This is a genomic window from Streptomyces sp. NPDC002328 (assembly GCF_042890065.1).
Lineage (GTDB): Bacteria > Actinomycetota > Actinomycetes > Streptomycetales > Streptomycetaceae > Streptomyces.
This window is the reverse complement of the sequence record NZ_JBIARQ010000024.1, coordinates 1-17337: the sequence shown is the minus strand read 5'-3', so window position 1 is coordinate 17337 and position 17337 is coordinate 1. Positions and strand designations below refer to the sequence as shown.

Genomic DNA, 17337 nt, shown 5'->3' with positions numbered 1-17337 from the left:
ACTTAATCCGCCGTTAACTGTGGGTAGCCCGATCGTGCTTGACCGTAATCGCCCGGGGACGATTGACTGCTTGCTCATCCGTCCTCGACGAGAGGCAAGCACTTGACCGCCGATCCGCTCACCCCTCTCGACCTGGCGTTCTGGAACCTCGAGTCCCCCGAACACCCGATGCACCTCGGCGCGCTCGGCGTCTTCACGGCGTCCTCGCCCGCCGCGGCGGCCCACGCCGCCGATCTGCTCGCCGCCCGTGCCGCCGCCGTCCCCGGCCTGCGCATGCGGATCCGGGACGTGTGGCAGCCGCCCTCCTTCGGGGGCGCGGTGCGCGAGCCCGACCCCGGCTTCGACCCCCAGGACCACGTCCTGCTGCACCCGCCCGCCGCCGACTTCCAGGCCGCGGCCGGCCGGCTCATGGAACGCCCGCTGGACCGCGAGCGGCCCCCCTGGGAGGCCCACGTGCTGCCGGGGCTGCCGGGGACGCCGGGACTGCCGGGGCAGGACGGGGGGGACGGCGGCGGCTTCGCCGTCCTGTTCAAGTTCCACCACGCCCTCGCCGACGGCCTGCGCGCGCTGACGCTCGCCGCCGCCGTCCTGGACCCCATGGACCTGCCCGCGCCCCGGCCGCGCCCCGCCGAGCCGCACCGGGGCCGGCTGCCCGATGTGCGCCGGCTGCCCGACCTGCTGCGCGGCGCCCTGTCCGACCTGGGCCGCGCCCTCGACATCGGAGCCTCCGTCGCCGTCCACACCCTCGGCATGCGCTCCACCGGCGCGCTGACCGCCGCGCCCACCGGCACCCGGCGCACCGCCGGCGTGGTCCTCGACCTCGACGACGTGCACCGGATCCGCAAGGTCGTCGGCGGCACCGTCAACGACGTCCTGATCGCGGTCGTCGCGGGCGCCCTGCGCCGCTGGCTGGACGAGCGCGGCGACGGCAGCGAGGGCGTCGCGCCGCGCGCGCTCATCCCCGTCTCCAGGCGCCGCCCGCGCAGCGCCCATCCGCAGGGCAACCGGCTCTCCGGCTATCTGATGCGGCTCCCCGTGGACGAACCGGACCCGCTCGGCCGGCTCGGCGCGGTGCGCGCCGCCATGGACCGCAACAAGGACGCGGGACCCAACCGGGGCGCGGGCGCCGTCGCCCTGCTCGCCGACCACGTGCCCGCCCTCGGCCACCGGCTCGGCGGCCCGCTGGTCGGTCAGGCGGCCCGGCTCTGGTTCGACATCCTCGTCACCAGCGTGCCGCTGCCCGGCTTCGGTCTGAAGCTCGGCGGCAACCCGGTGACCGAGGTCTTCCCGTACGCCCCGCTCGCCCGCGGCCAGTCCCTGGCCGTCGCGATCTCCACCTACCGCGGCCGGGTCCACTACGGGCTCGTCGCGGACGCCGAGGCGGTGCCCGACCTGGACCGCCTCGCCGCCGCCCTGGCCGAGGAGGTGGAGACCCTCACCGCGGCCTGCGGCTCCTGAGCGGCGTCCCCTATTTGGAGGTGCGGCCCGGCGCTCCGTACACTTCCGCATTCGACAGCGGGCTCGGTCGGAGCGCCGCGCGGGTTAGCAGGGAACGCAGCGCGATGACGGTGACAGAGGACGGCTACGGCTCGGCGATCACGGACGAGGCCGTGGACGAGGTCGTGTACGGACCCGGAATCGACCCGGAGCGGCTCGCCGTCTGCCTCAGCGTGCTGGAGGAACTCGACACGCTGGAGGTCGACCACCCCGACGCGATCGCCGTGCGCCGGGCCACCGCCGGCGTCTACCGCACCGTCAAGCAGCGCCGCCGCCAGGAGCGCCGGGCCGCCAAGACCGCCCACGACAAGGCGGTCACCGAGGCCACGGCGACCGGCTCCGCCCAGCGCATCGACGACGAGACCGAGGGCATCCTGCCCTCCTCCGTCACGGCGGAGGGCAAGGTCGCGGGCATACTCCAGCGCCCGCGCTCCTGCTACACCTGCAAGACCCGCTACACCGAGGTCGACTACTTCTACCACCAGCTCTGTCCGGACTGCGCCCGCGTCAACCGCGCCAAGCGCGACGCCCGCGCCGACCTCACCGGCAAGCGGGCCCTGCTCACCGGCGGCCGGGCCAAGATCGGCATGTACATCGCGCTGCGGCTGCTGCGCGACGGCGCCCACACGACGATCACCACGCGCTTCCCGAAGGACGCCATCCGCCGCTTCAAGGCCATGGAGGACTCGGCGGACTGGATCCACCGCCTGGAGGTCGTCGGCATCGACCTGCGCGACCCGGCGCAGGCCGTCGCCCTCGCCGACCAGGTCGCCGAGGCGGGCCCGCTCGACATCCTCGTCAACAACGCGACGCAGACGGTACGCCGCCTGCCCAGTGCCTACGCCGCCCTCGTCGAGGGCGAGGGCGCGCCGCTGCCCGCCGGGGAGCTGCCCGCCCACCACGTCATCGGCGCCTTCAACTCCGGGGCGGTCGACGGCATCGCCGCGCTGCCGCTCGGCACCAGCGGCCTGGACGCGCAGAAGGTCGCCGACCTCGCCCTCGTCGCCGGCAACGCCAGCGTCGCCCGGCACCTCGACGGCACCGCCATCGACGCGGGCGGTCTGGTCCCCGACGTCGTCGACAGCAACACCTGGGTGCAGACCATCGAGCAGATCTCCCCGGTGGAGCTCCTCGAGACCCAGCTGTGCAACTACACCGCGCCGTTCATCCTGATCAGCAAGCTCCGCCCGGCCATGGCCGACGCCGCGCGCAAGGCGGCCAGCGGTCGCGCGTACGTCGTGAACGTCTCGGCGATGGAGGGCGTCTTCGGCCGCGGCTACAAGGGCGCCGGGCACCCGAACACGAACGCCGCCAAGGCCGCGATGAACATGGTCACGCGGACCAGCGCGCAGGAGATGTTCCAGGCCGACGGCATCCTGATGACCTCGGTCGACACCGGCTGGATCACCGACGAGCGTCCGCACTTCGACAAGCTGCGCCTCGCCGAGGAGGGCTTCCACGCCCCGCTCGACCTGGTCGACGGCGCGGCCCGCGTGTACGACCCGGTCGTCCGCGGCGAGGCGGGCGAGGACCTGTACGGCGTCTTCCTGAAGGACTACGCGCCGGGCAAGTGGTGACCGCCGGCGAGCGGTCCGCCCGTGGTGACCGACGGGGAGCGGTGTGCCCGTAAGACTGGAGCGGTGTGCCCGTAAGGCGGTCGATGTAGTCCGTTCGAGTGATGCTCGACGGGTGTGCGGGCGCGTCGGGGGGTTCGATTCACTCGCGGGCGACGGGGTGTGACATGCCATGGTTACCCCAAATTTTAGGCCCTATCGAGCGGCCCTCCGCTCATCTGGTTAGTCTGTAGCCGACGGACAGCAACACGGAGTGCCACCCACACCCACGGTCCGTCATGGGACACCGGCTCATCACGGCCCGCGCCCCTTCGAGTTGACCGGCGCCACCGCGTCCCGACTGCCTTGAGACACACCCCGGGGCGCAGCGAGCGCCGATCAGCGGACCGGCCGGCACGCCCCGAGGGTGACCCGACACATAAGGAGTGCGCGGTGACACCGGATACGACGAATCGCGAGCAGCGCCCCAAGGAACGCACGGAGCGCGCGGGCCGCCGGCCCGGGGAACTCGGAAGCCTCGACGTGTGGGCCCGTTCCGCCCCCATCCGCCTGGCCGGCTACGAGGAGGACCTCGCCGAGCCCCACATCCTGCCCAGCGTGGACTGATCCGGGCAGGATCGTCGCGATCGCCCGCCGCATGGGCGCGTTCGAGCGCGTGCACGGCGCCCATGCGGAACCCGGCCGGTCAGCCGTCACCGGTAACTCGTGACCCGTCACCGGTCGCCGGTCGCCGGTCAAGTGAGCGGCGCGGTCCGCCTCCAGGGCCGCAGCTCCTCCAAATGTGCCGCCACCCCCAGCAGTTCGTCCTCCGCGCCAGGCAGTCCCACCAACTGCACTGCGGTGGGCGCCCCCGACGGCAGCGTCCCGAAGGGCACCACCGCGGCGGGCCACCCGGTGAGGTTCCAAGGCGGCGTCAGCGGCGAGTAGTTCGTGTTCGCCAGGATGTTGCTCAGCCAGCCCCGCTCGTGCCACGGCCCCGACTTCGGCGAACGCCGGGCGAGCGCCGGCGTGAGCAGCACGTCGTGCTCCGCGAAGAACGGCTCCAGCCGGCTGCGCAGTTCCTCCCGCGCGCTCCCGCCGCGCACCGGGCCCAGGAAGCGGCGGCCGACGGCCGCGTGCACCCGGGTGCGCCGGGTCAGCAGCCGCGGGTCCAGGCCCCCCGCGTCCACGGCCGTGCCCGCCGTCCAGTGCGCGAGCGAGGTGACGCCCAGCGACAGCGGGTACGGGGGATCCGCCCGCCGCACCCGGTGTCCGGCCCCCGCCAGCGCCCGTGCCGCCTCGCGCGCCGCGTGCACGTACGGCCCGCTCACCGTGACGCCGGCCAGGGGACTGCGCACGGAGACGGCGATCCGGCGCGGACCCCGCTCCCCGGGCCCTGCGGTTTCGGCGTCGGCGTCGGCGTCGGTCTCGGCGTCGGCGTCGGCCAGCACCGACAGCATCAGCCGGGCGTCCGCCACCGTCGTCGCCAACGGACCGTTCTCCGACATCCCGAACCAGTCGCCCTCGCCGATCCCCGCCGGCACCACCCCGTGACCGGGCTTGACGGTGACGAGACCGCAGTTCGCGGCCGGTATGCGCAGGGAGCCCATCCCGTCGTTGCCGAGGGCGATCGGGACCATCCCGGCGGCCACGGCGGCCGCGCTGCCGCCGGACGAGCCGCCCGCCGTGCGCGAGGTGTCCCACGGGTTGCGCGCGATGCCGTGCACGCCCTCGGTGGTGCCGAACACGCACAGCTCCGGCACGTTCGTCAGCCCCACGACCACCGCGCCGGCCGCCCTCAGCCGGGCCACCGTGACATGGTCCTCCCGGGCGGGCGTGTCCGGCGTCGCGGCGGAGCCGTTCCGGGTGGACTCGCCGCGCACGGCGAGGTTGTCCTTGACCGCCACGGGCACCCCGGCCAGGGGCAGTCCGGCGAGGTCGGCGCGGGCGGCCACCTCGTCGGCCTCGGCGAGCGCCGCCTCCGCCCGCACCACGCGGAACGCCCCGATCCGGCCGTCCAGCCGCTCGATCCGGGCGAGGTGCGCGGCCACCGCCTCACGCGGGGTGACCCGCTTCTCCCGTACGGCGGCGGCGATCTCCACGGCGGTCCGGCCGACCCGCTCGGTCACAGGCGCTCCCTCGGTGTGCGGTGACTCGCGCAGGGCATGCGGTGCTACTCGCGAGTACGTGTGGGAGCACTGTGCCCGCTGTCCTCCGTCACGTCGAGAGGAAAGGGTTCACGTCGAGGGGAGGGTTCACGTCGAGGGGGAGGGCTCATGTCGAGGGGAGGGCGGGCTCACGCGCCGACCTGCCCCCGCAGCCACTCCTCCACCTCGCCCACGTGCGCCGCGGCGGCTGCTCGCGCCGCCTCCGGGTCGCGGGCGGCCAACGCGCGGTGGATCGCGGCGTGTTCGCGGCGGGTGCGGGCGAACGCGCCCTCTTCCTGGTAGCCGCGCCAGACGCGGGCGCGGAACGTGCGTGAGGACAGGCCCTCCAGGATGGCCGCCATCGTCTCGTTGCCGGCGGCCTCGGCGATCTCCCGGTGGAAGGCGAGGTCGTGGGCGAGGATCTCCTCCGGATCGTCGGTGGCGTTCATCGCGGCCAAGTGGCCCTCGACCGCCGCCAGTCGCTCCGGTGTGATGCGGGCGGCGGCCAGCGCGGCGGCCGTCGACTCCAGGACCCGGCGCACCTCCAGGAGTTCGACCAGCCGCGGGCCGCGCGAGAGGTCGGCGACCACGCCGAAGGTCTCCAGCAGATCGCCCGCCCGGAGCCCGGTCACATAGATGCCGGAGCCGTGCCGGGCCTCCAGCACGCCGAGCACGGTGAGCGCCCGGATCGCCTCGCGCATCGAACTGCGGGAGATGCCCAGCCGCGCCGCGAGATCGCGCTCGGTCGGCAGCCGCTCGCCGGGCTCCAGCAGCCCCCCGGCGATCATCGCCTTGATCTCCTCGATGGCGCGCTGCGTCACGGTGCCCTTAGGGGATCTAGGGGCTTTGCCGGGGCTGTCCGGGTTGTTCACATGGCCTCTTCCGTCGCCGGCGCGCCGAGCCGTCTCTCCTGTCGCCGCGCGTGCGCCGCAGTCTAGCCACCGAGGTGGTCCGACCACTTGGGCCCACGGCGCACCGTTTTGCCGTCCGTGGGGTGTCCCAGGCCGTGAGTGGTCTGATAAATATGCGCCATGGCGTCCCCGACCCCGCCCCCGAGGCTGTCCCCGACCCCGCCCCCCGCCCCGGCCCGCGTCACCGCGGTCGACACCCACGACATCCGCTTCCCCACCTCCCGCGAGCTCGACGGCTCCGACGCGATGAACCCCGACCCCGACTACTCGGCCGCCTACGTCGTCCTGCGCACCGACGCGGCCGACGGCCATGAGGGACACGGGTTCACCTTCACCATCGGCCGGGGCAACGAGGTGCAGGTCGCCGCGATCGAGGCGCTGCGCGACCACGTCCTCGGCCGCTCCGTCGACGAGCTGTGCGCCGACCCGGGCACGCTGAGCCGGGACCTGGTCGGCGACAGCCAACTGCGCTGGCTCGGGCCCGAGAAGGGCGTGATGCACATGGCGATCGGCGCGGTCGTCAACGCCGCCTGGGACCTCGCCGCCAAACAGGCCGGCAAGCCCCTGTGGCGGCTGCTCGCCGACGCCGACCCCGAATGGCTCGTCCGCCAGATCGACTTCCGCTACCTCACCGACGCCCTCACCCCCGACGAGGCCCTCGCCCTGCTGCGGCGCGGCAAGCAGGGCGCCGAGGAGCGCACCGCCCGCCTCCTGGAGCGCGGCTACCCCGCCTACACCACCTCCGCCGGCTGGCTCGGCTACGACGACGACAAGCTCACCCGGCTCGCCGCCGGGGCCGTCGCCGACGGCTTCCGGCAGATCAAGCTGAAGGTCGGTGCCGACCTCGCGGACGACGTACGGCGCTGCCGGGTCGCCCGCGGCGTCGTCGGCCCGGACGTCCGGCTGGCGATCGACGCCAACCAACGCTGGGACGTCGGCGAGGCGATCCGCTGGACGCGCGCCCTCGCCGAGTTCGACCCGTACTGGATCGAGGAGCCCACCAGCCCCGACGACGTCCTCGGCCACGCGGCGGTCCGCGAGGCGGTCGCGCCGGTGAAGGTGGCCACCGGCGAGCACGTCCAGAACCGCGTGGTCTTCAAGCAGCTGCTCCAGGCCGGCGCCCTGGACGTCCTCCAGCTCGACGCGGCCCGTGTCGGCGGCGTCAACGAGAACCTCGCGATCCTGGTGCTGGCGGCCAGGTTCGGCGTCCCGGTCTGCCCGCACGCCGGCGGCGTCGGCCTGTGCGAACTCGTCCAGCACCTGTCGATGTTCGACTACGTCGCCCTCTCCGGCACCACCGAGGACCGCGTCATCGAGTACGTCGACCATCTCCACGACCACTTCCTCGACCCCGTGGTGATCAGGCGCGGTCACTACGCCGCGCCCACCGCGCCGGGCTTCTCGGCCGCCATGCGGCCCGAGTCGATCGCGCGGTACGCCTATCCCGACGGCGGCTTCTGGGCCGCCGACCTCGCAGCGAGCCGCAAGGAGCGTGACGCGTGAGCGATTTCGAGGGGCTCGCGGCCCTGGTGACGGGCGGCGCGTCCGGCATCGGCCGGGCCACCGCAGAGCTGCTGGCCGGGCGCGGCGCCCGGGTCGCCGTCCTCGACCTCGATCCGGCGGACGTCCGGCCGCCGCTGACCGGCCTCCGCGCCGACGTCACCGACGACGCCTCCGTGCGCGCGGCCGTCGCCGCCGCGGTCGCCCACCTCGGCGGGCTGGACGTCCTGGTCAACAACGCGGGCGTCGGCGCCCAGGGCACCGTCGAGGACAACGACGACGCCGAGTGGCACCGCGTGTTCGACGTCAACGTCGTCGGCATGGTCCGGGTGGCCCGCGCCGCCCTGCCGCAGCTGCGCCGCTCCGCGCACGCGGCGATCGTCAACACCTGCTCCGTCGCCGCCACCGCGGGGCTGCCGCAGCGGGCGCTCTACAGCGCCACCAAGGGCGCGGTGTACTCCCTCACCCTGGCCATGGCCGCCGACCACGTCCGCGAGGGCATCCGCGTCAACTGCGTCACCCCTGGCACCGCCGACACCCCCTGGATCGGCCGGCTGCTCGACGCGGCCGACGACCCGGCCGCCGAACGCGCCGCGCTGGAGGCCCGCCAGCCCACCGGCCGGCTGGTCGGCGCCGCCGAGGTCGCGGGCGCGATCGCCTATCTGGCGAGCCCGCTGTCCGGGGCCACCACCGGCACGGCCCTCGCCGTCGACGGCGGCATGCAGGGCCTGCGGCTGCGCCCGGCGGCGGCCCCGTGAACGCCCTCGGCGGGGGCGCCGTCCGGCTCGGCCGCAGCGGCGTGCGGGTCGGCCCGCTGGGCTTCGGCGCGGCCGGGATCGGCAACCTGTACACGGCGATGAGCGACGAGCAGGCGCACGAGGCCGTCACCGCCGCCTGGCAGCGGGGCGTCCGCTACTTCGACACCGCGCCGCACTACGGCCTCGGCCTGTCCGAACGCCGGCTCGGCACGGCCCTGCGGCAGTTCCCCCGCGACCGGTACACCATCTCGACGAAGGTGGGCCGCCGACTGGAACCGACCCGATCCGGCGACGGGCACGGCGATGACCTCGCCGGCGGGTACGGCGACGACCTCGCCGACGGCTTCGCGGTCCCCGCCGACCACCGCCGCGTCTGGGACTTCACCGCCGACGGCGTCCGCCGCACCCTGGAGGCGAGCCTGGAGCGCCTCGGCCTCGACCGCGTCGACGTCGTCTACCTCCACGACCCCGACGACCACGCCGAGCAGGCCTTCCGCGAGGGGTATCCGGCGCTGGAGCGGCTGCGCGCCGAGGGCGTGGTCGGCGCGATCGGCGCGGGCATGAACCAGGCCGGGATGCTCACCCGCTTCGTCCGCGACACGGACGTGGACGTGGTCCTCTGCGCCGGCCGCTACACCCTCCTCGACCAGCGCGCCGGGGCCGAGTTGCTGCCGGCGGCCGTCGAGCGGGGCGTGTCGGTCGTCATCGGCGGCGCGTTCAACTCCGGCCTGCTGGCCGACCCGGGGCGGCCGGGAGCGACGTACGACTACGCACGGGCGGACGCCGGGACGCTCGACCGGGCGCTGGCCATGAAGGCGGTCGCCGACCGCCACGGCATCACGCTGCGCGCCGCCGCCCTGGCCTTCTGCGCGGCGCACCCGGCCGTCGCGAGCGTCCTCGTCGGGGCGCGCTCCGCGGCCGAGGTCCACGACTGCGCCGACCAGTTCGCGACACCGGTGCCCGCCGCCTTCTGGCGGGACCTGCGGGACACCGGACTGCTCCCCGGCGACTTCGCCGCGGGCCCGCCCGTCGCCGGGGAGCGGCCGTGACCGTCGACGCGCACCACCACGTCTGGGAGCTGTCGGTCCGCGACCAGGACTGGATCCGGGGCCCCGAAGTGCTCCCGCTGCGGCGGGACTTCACCCTGGACGACCTCGCACCCGAGGCCCGCGCGGCCGGCGTCGACCGCACGGTCCTGATCCAGACGGTCACCGTGCCCGAGGAGACCCCGGAACTCCTCGCCCTGGCCGACGGGCACGCACTGGTCGCGGGCGTCGTCGGCTGGACCGACCTCACCCGTCCGGACGTCGCCGACGAACTGGCCCGGCTGCGGGAGCTTCCCGGCGGGCGGTGGCTCAAGGGCGTCCGCCACCAGGTGCAGGGCGAGCCGGACCCGGGGTGGCTGCTGCGTCCGGACGTACGCCGGGGACTGGCCGCCGTGGCCGACGCCGGCCTGGTCCACGACCTGGTGGTGCTGCCCCGCCAACTGCCCGCCTGCGTGCGGACGGCCGCCGCGCTGCCCGGCCTCACCTTCGTCCTCGACCACCTGGGCAAGCCGCCCGTCGCGTCCGGCGCGGTGCGGTCCTGGGCGTCGGACCTCAGGGCGCTGGCCGCGCTGCCCAACACCGTCGCCAAACTCTCCGGCCTGGTCACCGAGGCCGACCACGCCTCCTGGACGGTCGCGGACCTGCGCCCGTACGCCGACGCCGCGCTGGAGGCGTTCGGCCCGGACCGGCTGATGTTCGGCTCGGACTGGCCGGTGTGCACCCTCGCCGCGGCCTACGCCGACGTCCTCACGACCGCCGAGGAGCTGACCGCGGGACTCGGCGCGTCCGAACGCGCGGCGGTCTTCGAGGGCACCGCCGCCCGCGTCTACGGCCTCTGAGGGAGCCTTACGGCCGCGGGCCCGGAGCCGTCGTCGACAGCCGCGTCGGCGGCAGGTACTCCCGCACGAACGTCCGCTCCCAGCACGCGCCGGTCTCCCGCAGCTCCCGCCAGGTCGTGTACCGGTAGCGGTAGAGCCGGGCGCGGACGTGACGCGGGGGAGCGTCGGGCGGGAACGGGGAGCGGCGCAGCAGCTTCAGGGTGTCGCGGTCGTTCTCCAGCAGCCGTTCCACCAGGGCGCCGAACCAGGAGCCGGCGTACGCGGGGGAGAGCGCGGCGAACCACATCATCCAGTCCAGCCGCAGATGGTAGGGAGCGAACTGGCGCGGCCAGCGCCGCGGATCGCCCGGCTTGCCCCGGAACTCGTACTCCCGCCAGTCGGAGTCCTCCCGGGGCGTCTCGTCGAGCGTGCCCTCGACGACCACCTCGTGGCGGATCCGGCTGACGCTGCCGAACGCGCCGTAGGTGTTGACCAGGTGCAGCGGGTCGAAGGAGCGGTTCATGACCTGCCCCCGGGAGAGCATGTTGAGCACCGGGCGATGGCTGAGGAACAGCAGGAACGCGGCCACGGCGAGCACCACGACGACGTACCAGAGCGGGGCGGCGGGCACGGACGGCGGCGGGTCCGCGGGCAGGGCGAGCGCCGGCACGGCGAGCACGATGGTGATCCAGTTCAGCCAGGAGAAGTTGCCCGACAGCACCAGCCACAGCTGGGTGAGGATCATCAGGGCGGCGGCGGCCGTCGCGACCGGCTGCGGCGCGAACAGCAGGAACGGCACGACCAACTGGGTGACGTGGTTGGCGGCGACCTCGACCCGGTGCAGCGGCTTCGGCAGCCGGTGGAAGAACCAGCTCAGCGGGCCCGGCATGGGCTGTGTCTCGTGGTGGTGGTCCAGGCAGGTCAGCTTCCGCCAGCAGGGGTCGCCCCGCATCTTGATCAGGCCCGCGCCGAACTCCACTCGGAACAGGATCCAGCGCAGCAGGAACAGCACCACGACCGGCGGGGCCACCTCGTAGTTGCCGAGGAACACCGCGAGGAAACCGGTCTCCAGCAGCAGTGACTCCCAGCCGAAGCCGTACCAGGTCTGCCCGACGTTGACGATCGACAGATACAGCGCCCACGGCAGCAGCCACAGCAGCATCGCGCCCCACAGCGGCAGCCGCCCGTCGAGCCCCGCGAGCAGCGCCGCCGAGACCGCGCAGCCCGTCCAGGCGCACAGCGCGAAGAACCGGTCGGAGTAGTGCCAGTGGAACAGGCTCGGCGCGCGCCGGAACGGCACCCGCTCGGTGAAGCGCGGCACCGGCAGCATCCCGCGCTCGCCCATCAGCGCCCGGAACTGGAGGGCCGCCGTCAGGAACGCGACGAGGTACACCCCGGCCAGGGCCCGCTGGAAGACCAGCCGGCTCGTCCAGTACTCGGGTGAGGTGAACCAGTCCACCACCGTTCCCTCCTCTCTCACTGCTCTCACTGCCCACGCCGGTCACGGTGCGTGTTCCTCGCTGGGGCCTGGGTAACCCGGGGCTCCGGCCCCCGCAACCGGGCACACGGGAACCCGGGCGGCACGGGAACCCGGGCGGCACGGGAACCCGGGCACGCGAACCCGGGCCCACGGGAACCGCCCCGCTCGAAGAATCAGGCAAATCCTGGCAAGGTGGGCGCATGGCTGATCGGGGAGCGAGCGAGCTGTCCCTCCCGGACCACTGGCCCACCCACCCGGATCCGATCCTGGCCCTCAACCGCATGGGCAGCTTCGACTGGGACCTGGACGCCGGGCTCTTTCACATGGACGCCCGCGCCCACGAGATCTTCGACATGCGCCGCGAGGAGTACGACGGCCGCCCGGAGAGCCTCGCCCCGCGCATCCCGGCCGCCGAGGCCATCCGCCTGGACGCCCTGGTCGCCCAGGCCATCAAGGACGGCAGCGAGAACTACGGCGTCTACTTCCGCATGCGGCTGCGCGACGGCAGGCTGCGCTGGACCCACACCCAGGGCTACATCCGGCGCGACGACACCGGCCGCCCCCGCCGCATCATCGGCATCGTCCGCGACGCCACCGAGGAGCTGCGCGACCTCGCCGACCGCCGTGAGGAGGCCGCCCTCGACGACGCGCGCCGCGAGCAGACCAACGTCGTCCAGCTCACCACGGCCGCCCTGGCGCACGCGCGGACCGTGCAGGACGTCATCGACGTCCTCAAGGACACCCACGGCCTCACGCATCTGGGCGCGACCAGCCTCGTCATGGGCCTGGTCGAGGCCGGCCGCATCCGGCTGATAGCCGAGGGCCCCGAGGGCAGCTTCGTGCCCGGCACCCTCGTCACCGGCATCGACGAGCCGTACCCGATGAGCGAGGTCGTGCGCACCCTCACCCCCCGCTTCATCGAGTCGTCCGACGAGTTCGCCCTCGGCTACCCCACACTGTGGCCGCACATCACCGACCTGAAGATCACCTCGGCCGCCTACCTCCCCCTGATCGTCCAGGCCCGCCCGATCGGCGCCGTCGGCCTCCTCTACAGCGACCGGGAGGGCTTCACCCCCGAGGAACGCAACATCCTCGTCGCCCTCGGCAGCAGCATCGCCCAGTCACTGCAACGGGCCATGTTCTACGAGCAGGAGAAGGACATCGCCCAGGGCCTCCAGCAGGCCATGCTGCCGCGCACCATCCCCAGCGTGCCCGGCGCCGACGTCGCCGTCCGCTACCGCGCCGCCACCATCGGCGGCTCCCTCGGCCGCGACATCGGCGGCGACTGGTACGACCTGATCCCGCTGCCCGGCGGCCGGGTCGGCGCGGTCATCGGCGACGTCCAGGGCCACGACACCCACGCCGCCGCCGTCATGGGCCAACTGCGCATCGTCCTCAAGGCGTACGCCGCCGAGGGCCACACCCCGGCCACCGTGATGGCCCGCGCCTCCGTGTTCCTGCACGAACTCGACACCGACCGCTTCGCCACCTGCCTCTACGCCGAGGCCGACCTGTCCACCGGCGTGGTCCAGATGGTGCGGGCCGGCCACATCGACCCGCTGGTCCGCGGCACCGACGGCGCCTGCCGGCGGATCTCCGTCCCCGGCGGGATGCCGCTCGGCCTGTCCGCCGAGTTCCGCAGCCTGGAGTACCCGGTCGCCACGCTCGAACTCGACCCCGGGCACACCCTGCTGCTGTGCACCGACGGACTCGTCGAACAGCCCGGTGCCGACCTCGACGACGGCATGCGGGCCCTCACCGACCTGATCGCCGAGGGCCCCGACGACGTCCGCAAACTCGCCGACCGGCTCATCGAGGTCGCCGAGGAGCGCGGCGGGGACGACGACGTGGCCCTCCTGCTGCTGCGCAGGCGCGGCGCGGACACCCCGCGGGCCGGCGGCCGGCTCCAGCAGCACGTCGCACCCGGGGACCCCGACGCCCTCACCGGGGCCCGGCACATGATCCGCGCCGCCGTGCGCGCCTGGGGCGGCCGGGACCGCTCCGACGAGATCGAACTCGTCGCCGACGAACTCGTCACCAACGCCCTCATGCACACCGAGGGAGCCGCGATCGTGACCCTGCGGGTCCTCGTCGGCGAGGGCCGCCGGCTGCGCGTCGAGGTCGAGGACTCCTCCAGCGCCCTGCCGCGCCGCCGCGAGGCGGGCGTGTCGGGCGTCTCCGGACGGGGCCTGCTCCTGGTGGACCTGCTCGCGGACGCCTGGGGAGTGGAGGCGCGGGGCGGCGGCAAATGCGTGTGGTGCGAGTTCGAGGTGTCCGAGGGGGCTTAGCGCGTGTTTCCGGCCCTGCACCCGGTTCCCGGCCCCGCGCCCGTCTGAACACTCCGGCCCCGGGTGGCACTCTGGACGTATGCCGGAACTGCCCGAGGTCGAAGCGCTCAAGGACTTCCTGACCGAGCACCTGGTCGGCCACGAGGTCGTACGCGTCCTGCCCGTCGCCATCAGCGTCCTGAAGACCTACGACCCGCCCCTCACGGCCGTCGAGGGCCAGCGGGTCACCGCGGTGCGCCGGCACGGCAAGTTCCTCGACCTGGAGACCGACGACGGCCTGCACCTCGTCACCCACCTGGCCCGCGCCGGCTGGCTGCACTGGAAGGACCGCCTCCCCGACGGCCCGCCCCGCCCCGGCAGGGGCCCCCTGGCCCTCAGGGTCGCCCTGGAGACCGGCGAGGGCTTCGACCTCACCGAGGCCGGCACCCAGAAACGCCTCTCCGTCCATCTCGTACGGGACCCGCGCGACGTCCCCGGCGTGGCCCGCCTCGGCCCCGACCCGCTCGCCGCCGACTTCGACGAGCCGCGCCTCGCCGCGCTCCTCGCGGGCGAACGGCGGCAGCTCAAGGGCGCCCTGCGTGACCAGAGCCTGATCGCGGGCGTCGGCAACGCCTACAGCGACGAGATCCTGCACGCCGCGCGGATGTCCCCCTTCAAACTCGCCGCCTCCCTCACCCCGCAGGAGGTCCACGTCCTCTACGAGGCGCTGCGCACGACGCTCACCGAGGCGGTCGAACGCTCGCGGGGCGTGGCGGCGGGGCGGCTCAAGGCGGAGAAGAAGAGCGGACTGCGTGTCCACGGCCGCACCGGCGAGGCGTGCCCGGTCTGCGGCGACACCGTCCGCGAGGTCTCCTTCAGCGACTCCTCGCTCCAGTACTGCCCGACCTGCCAGACGGGCGGGAAGCCGCTGGCGGACCGGAGGATGTCGCGGCTGCTGAAGTGACCGATCAGAGGCGGGCGTTGACGATCGGATACGCGATCATCATCAGCAGGGCGAGGACCAGCGCCGTGATCGCCACCAGCCTCGCCGTCCACGCCAGCGACCTGGTCGCGCCCGACGACGCCGTCCGGTAGCGGTGGGGGCGCGCGGCCAGGTCGTGCCGGGCGAGTGCGGCGAGGACCAGGGCGAGGACCGCGGTGATCACGGCGACGACGAGGGTCGAGGCCACGCCGACATCGCCGAGGTGATCGCCCAGATCGCCGCCCGCGGTCCGGCGGTCGGCGGCCGTCTTCGCGTTCACCCCGGCCCACGCGACGGCCCCCGCCGAGGCCAGGGCCACGACCAGCGCCGCCGCGGCCAGTACCGGCGCGCGCAGGGAGGCCGTCGGCCGGACCTCAGGCTGACCGACCGTGGCCTGCTCGGCACGAGTCGGCGGAGGCCGCGTCGGCGGCGGATCCGGCGGGCGCGGTGGGGGAGCCGCGGGCCGTGGCGTCGGCGTAGGCGTCGGTGCAGGCGGATGCGTACGCACAGCCGTCGGCGTGGGCGTCGGCGTCGGCGTGGCCAGGGGAGCGGGTGTCGGCTGGATCTCCGCCTCGACGCGCAGTACCGCCTCGCCGGCGACCCCCTTCAGCAGGAGGTCGCCGGAGAGACGACCCGGCGTGGACGTGTCGATGTTCACGTCCAGCCCCTCGCGGGTCTCCTCGGTCCGCATCCAGTCACCGGCGGGGTGCGCGGTGCAGCTGCGGGCCAGCGGTGGGCCGAGCAGGCGGACGCTCCGGCGCGGCGCGGCGGAGCCCTGCGGCACCCGGCCGAAGTCCAGCCGGGCCGGGTCTGGCCGGGGCTCCGCCCTGGCCATGGCCCGCCGCGCCTCGTCCGCGACCACCCGGATGTCGTTCTGCTCGATCTCCTCCAGGGCGAGGCGCGCCCCCAGCGCCATGGAGAGGTCGGGGCTCTCCACGCACGCGTGCAGCTCCGCCACGGCGCCCAGACGGGTGTAGAAGTTCGGGTCCTCCATCGCGGCCCGCAGCGCGGGCGGGACCTTGCGCGGCACGACGCGCCGACGGCGGCTGTGCGCCAGGTACACGTCGCCCTGCATGTCGACGGTGCGGCCCGGGGTCTGGTTGGGGTTGCGCCGGCTCACATGGTCGAAGACGTAGTCGTAGAGCTCGTCGAGGGAGATCTCGCCGTCCGCGTCGAGGTCGGCCTCGCCGCTGGTGAGGCCCTCGACGACCGCGTGGGTGAACAGCGACGGCCGCGGCGCGGCGCCCTCGGCCAGTTCCGCGCCCTCGAAGGCGTACTCCATGGCGTCGGAGGCCGTGATCACCGCCCAGCCCCGGCCGCCGCCCAGCTTCTCGCCCGCGAAGGAGTCGAGGACGTGCAGGTCGCCCGTGGCGCGCACCCCGGACGAGCCCCGGGAGAACGCACCGCCGTAGCAGCAGTCCAGGAAGAGCACGGTGCGGCGGGCCCGGGTGCGGACCATGCAGTGGCGGACGAAGCCGGCGGAGACCGCGGTGGCCTCCAGCAGCCGGGGTTCGGTGTCGCGGGCGGCGAAGTACAGATGGCCGGACTCGCTCTTCAGGCCGTGGCAGGAGAAGTGCAGCATCAGCGTGTCCTCGCGCCCGCCGTCGGAGAAGAAGCGCTCCACGCTCCGCCTGATGGCGTGCGCGGGCTCGTTGCGCAGCACGTCCACGTCGAAGTCGCCGACCTGCGGGTCGCCGAGGACGTCCGCGAGGGCGACGGCGTCCTGCGCGGGCGCCCTCAGCTGTCGCAGCCCCCGGTCGTCGTAGCGGTCGTTGGCGATGATCAGCGCGTGCCGCGGCCGGTCCATGGCGGGTTCACGTCCCGACCGTGGAGTGGCGGCGGACGAACAGGTCGAACGCCTCCGACACCTGATCCGTGGTCGCCTCGGAGATCTCCAGGACGTCGTCGTCCATGGTCAGCCGGAGCGAGGGCCGCGACTCTCCGCCGCAGCGGGTCCGCCAGGCGCGGACCGCGTTCAGCACCTGGGTCAGCGCGCCGGCGGAGCTGCCGAGGCTCACCAGAAGCGCGCCGATCGTCTCGATGCCCACGGCCCGTGCGCCGGGCGGGGGCTCCCCGCCGGGGACGGCGGTGACGTCGTCCACGTCGAGCCGCAGGAGTTCCTCGCGCAGGAAGCCGGTGAGCGTCGCGATGTCCTCGGCGTCCGCGCCCTCCTCGGACAGGAGGATCCGCAGGGTGTTCTCCACCGGACAGCCCCTTTTCGGACGTGCTCGCGGGGGGGGGGTGCCTCTATGTCTTTCGTCAAGGCGCCCAGGTTGGGTTTGGGGTGGTTTGGCTGGCTGGGGTCATGCGGCGAGTTCGACGTCCTTGGGGATGCGGGGTTCGTAGAAGGTGCCGTCGCGGAGCATGGCGAACAGGAC

14 protein-coding genes are annotated in these 17337 nt (G+C 74.0%); 9 read left to right on the top strand and 5 right to left on the bottom strand.

Features of this window, described 5'->3' with window-relative positions; genetic code table 11:
• Nucleotides 1-102: 102 nt before the first annotated feature.
• From ACFYX4_RS36300 to ACFYX4_RS36290, 3 genes are all read left to right on the top strand, one after another.
• A complete protein-coding gene (locus tag ACFYX4_RS36300; protein ID WP_389342985.1) occupies nucleotides 103-1458 on the top strand; it encodes a wax ester/triacylglycerol synthase family O-acyltransferase in 1356 nt (451 codons plus the stop codon).
• A 104-nt stretch (nucleotides 1459-1562) separates the two neighbouring features.
• Nucleotides 1563-3074 (top strand): SDR family NAD(P)-dependent oxidoreductase, encoded by a 1512-nt coding sequence (locus ACFYX4_RS36295; protein ID WP_389342982.1) that lies wholly within the window; start codon nucleotides 1563-1565, stop codon nucleotides 3072-3074.
• 429 nt (nucleotides 3075-3503) lie between these two features.
• The gene (locus ACFYX4_RS36290) at nucleotides 3504-3677 is read left to right on the top strand and encodes a hypothetical protein (protein WP_389342979.1); all 174 of its coding nucleotides are present in this window, start codon (nucleotides 3504-3506) and stop codon (nucleotides 3675-3677) included.
• A gap of 128 nt (nucleotides 3678-3805) precedes the next feature.
• Here the strand turns inward: ACFYX4_RS36290 and ACFYX4_RS36285 are convergent, their stop codons facing one another.
• On the bottom strand, nucleotides 3806-5179 hold the full coding sequence (locus tag ACFYX4_RS36285) for an amidase (RefSeq protein ID WP_389342976.1): 1374 nt from the start codon (nucleotides 5177-5179) through the stop codon (nucleotides 3806-3808).
• 167 nt (nucleotides 5180-5346) lie between these two features.
• A complete protein-coding gene (locus ACFYX4_RS36280; RefSeq protein ID WP_389342973.1) occupies nucleotides 5347-6069 on the bottom strand; it encodes a FadR/GntR family transcriptional regulator in 723 nt (240 codons plus the stop codon).
• Nucleotides 6070-6228: 159 nt separating this feature from the next.
• On the opposite strand from ACFYX4_RS36280, the gene ACFYX4_RS36275 reads away from it, so the two are divergent.
• The 4 genes from ACFYX4_RS36275 to ACFYX4_RS36260 are packed head-to-tail and all read left to right on the top strand — an operon-like array spanning nucleotide 6229 to nucleotide 10251.
• Nucleotides 6229-7611, top strand: coding sequence for an L-fuconate dehydratase (locus tag ACFYX4_RS36275; protein ID WP_389342970.1), 1383 nt, complete (start codon nucleotides 6229-6231; stop codon nucleotides 7609-7611).
• Nucleotides 7608-8366: an SDR family NAD(P)-dependent oxidoreductase gene (locus tag ACFYX4_RS36270; RefSeq protein WP_389342967.1), complete on the top strand. Its 759-nt coding sequence runs from the start codon at nucleotides 7608-7610 to the stop codon at nucleotides 8364-8366. The genes ACFYX4_RS36275 and ACFYX4_RS36270 overlap by 4 nt, the downstream gene beginning before the upstream one ends.
• Nucleotides 8363-9415 (top strand): aldo/keto reductase, encoded by a 1053-nt coding sequence (locus ACFYX4_RS36265; RefSeq protein WP_389342964.1) that lies wholly within the window; start codon nucleotides 8363-8365, stop codon nucleotides 9413-9415. Before ACFYX4_RS36270 ends, ACFYX4_RS36265 begins: the two co-directional genes overlap by 4 nt.
• A complete protein-coding gene (locus tag ACFYX4_RS36260; RefSeq protein ID WP_389342961.1) occupies nucleotides 9412-10251 on the top strand; it encodes an amidohydrolase family protein in 840 nt (279 codons plus the stop codon). Before ACFYX4_RS36265 ends, ACFYX4_RS36260 begins: the two co-directional genes overlap by 4 nt.
• 7 nt (nucleotides 10252-10258) lie before the next feature.
• Here the strand turns inward: ACFYX4_RS36260 and ACFYX4_RS36255 are convergent, their stop codons facing one another.
• Entirely contained in the window at nucleotides 10259-11689 is a 1431-nt protein-coding gene (locus ACFYX4_RS36255) for a lipase maturation factor family protein (protein WP_389343188.1), read from the bottom strand.
• 221 nt (nucleotides 11690-11910) lie between these two features.
• On the opposite strand from ACFYX4_RS36255, the gene ACFYX4_RS36250 reads away from it, so the two are divergent.
• Together ACFYX4_RS36250 and ACFYX4_RS36245 are read left to right on the top strand one after the other, a co-directional pair.
• The gene (locus ACFYX4_RS36250; RefSeq protein ID WP_389342958.1) at nucleotides 11911-13998 is read left to right on the top strand and encodes a SpoIIE family protein phosphatase; all 2088 of its coding nucleotides are present in this window, start codon (nucleotides 11911-11913) and stop codon (nucleotides 13996-13998) included.
• A gap of 79 nt (nucleotides 13999-14077) precedes the next feature.
• Nucleotides 14078-14941 carry an Fpg/Nei family DNA glycosylase gene (locus ACFYX4_RS36245; protein WP_389342955.1) on the top strand — a complete coding sequence of 288 codons (864 nt, stop codon included), beginning with the start codon at nucleotides 14078-14080 and terminating at the stop codon, nucleotides 14939-14941.
• A gap of 4 nt (nucleotides 14942-14945) precedes the next feature.
• Here ACFYX4_RS36245 and ACFYX4_RS36240 read toward each other — a convergent pair whose 3' ends face one another.
• Nucleotides 14946-16766 carry a caspase domain-containing protein gene (locus ACFYX4_RS36240; protein WP_389342952.1) on the bottom strand — a complete coding sequence of 607 codons (1821 nt, stop codon included), beginning with the start codon at nucleotides 16764-16766 and terminating at the stop codon, nucleotides 14946-14948.
• 7 nt (nucleotides 16767-16773) lie between these two features.
• On the bottom strand, nucleotides 16774-17163 hold the full coding sequence (locus tag ACFYX4_RS36235) for a hypothetical protein (protein WP_389342949.1): 390 nt from the start codon (nucleotides 17161-17163) through the stop codon (nucleotides 16774-16776).
• Between the last annotated feature and the right edge of the window lie 174 nt (nucleotides 17164-17337).

Bases quoted from the DNA above. Each gene is read 5' to 3' on its own strand.
- ACFYX4_RS36250 (WP_389342958.1), top strand. From the start codon at position 11,911: ATGGCTGATCGGGGAGCGAGCGAGCTGTCCCTCCCGGACCACTGGCCC.
- ACFYX4_RS36245 (WP_389342955.1), top strand. From the start codon at position 14,078: ATGCCGGAACTGCCCGAGGTCGAAGCGCTCAAGGACTTCCTGACCGAG.
- ACFYX4_RS36275 (WP_389342970.1), top strand. From the start codon at position 6,229: ATGGCGTCCCCGACCCCGCCCCCGAGGCTGTCCCCGACCCCGCCCCCC.
- ACFYX4_RS36295 (WP_389342982.1), top strand. From the start codon at position 1,563: ATGACGGTGACAGAGGACGGCTACGGCTCGGCGATCACGGACGAGGCC.
- ACFYX4_RS36240 (WP_389342952.1), bottom strand. From the start codon at position 16,766: ATGGACCGGCCGCGGCACGCGCTGATCATCGCCAACGACCGCTACGAC.